Source organism: Streptomyces sp. DH12 (assembly GCF_020873895.1).
Lineage (GTDB): Bacteria > Actinomycetota > Actinomycetes > Streptomycetales > Streptomycetaceae > Streptomyces.
This window is the reverse complement of sequence record NZ_JAHWGT010000431.1, coordinates 1-621: the sequence shown is the minus strand read 5'-3', so window position 1 is coordinate 621 and position 621 is coordinate 1. Positions and strand designations below refer to the sequence as shown.

2 pseudogenes are annotated in these 621 nt (G+C 74.1%); one reads left to right on the top strand and one right to left on the bottom strand.

Annotated elements, in window-relative coordinates:
* A pseudogene (locus LPA54_RS35005) lies at window positions 1–402 on the bottom strand (1,4-alpha-glucan branching enzyme); the annotation flags it as partial.
* On the opposite strand from LPA54_RS35005, the pseudogene LPA54_RS35000 reads away from it, so the two are divergent.
* A pseudogene (locus tag LPA54_RS35000) lies at window positions 332–621 on the top strand (1,4-alpha-glucan branching enzyme); the annotation flags it as partial. The pseudogenes LPA54_RS35005 and LPA54_RS35000 overlap by 71 nt on opposite strands.

Here is a 621-nt window from a genome sequence, read left to right as displayed (position 1 = left end):
CACGGTGAAGCGGGTGCCGGCCACGCCCTGGTGGGTCATGGGGTGCGCGCCGAGCGCCGTCCACAGCTCCTCGTGCCGGCCCTCGCGGATCAGGTGCAGGTCGAAGTCGCCGAGCGCGGGCTGGAACCGGTACGGGTCGTCCGTCTCCAGCGGCTCGTCGTCCCCGTACGCCACCGCGAGCGTGTACGCGGGGATCCCGTCCAGCGGCAGCACGGCGGAGAACAGCCCGTCGCCCTCCGACACCAGTGGGGTGCGGGCGCCGTCGACGACCACGCTCACCTCGCGGGCGAAGGGGCGCAGCGCCCGGAAGGCGACGCCGCCGGGCACCGGGTGGGCGCCCAACGCGCTCGGGGTGCGGCTCGCTGCGGACTTCACGTACTGGGACGGGACGGCGTTCCCGATGCGGTCGCTGGGCTCGTCCGGGGTGTGGGAGCTGTTCGTGCCGGGGATCGGCGAGGGCGAGCTGTACAAGTTCGAGATCACCCGCCCCGACGGCTCGAAAACCCTGCGCGCCGACCCGATGGCCCGCCGCACCGAGGTGCCCCCGGCCACCTCGTCGATCGTCACGTCGTCGCGGTACGAGTGGGGCGACGCGGAATGGCTGGAGCGGCGGGCGGAGGT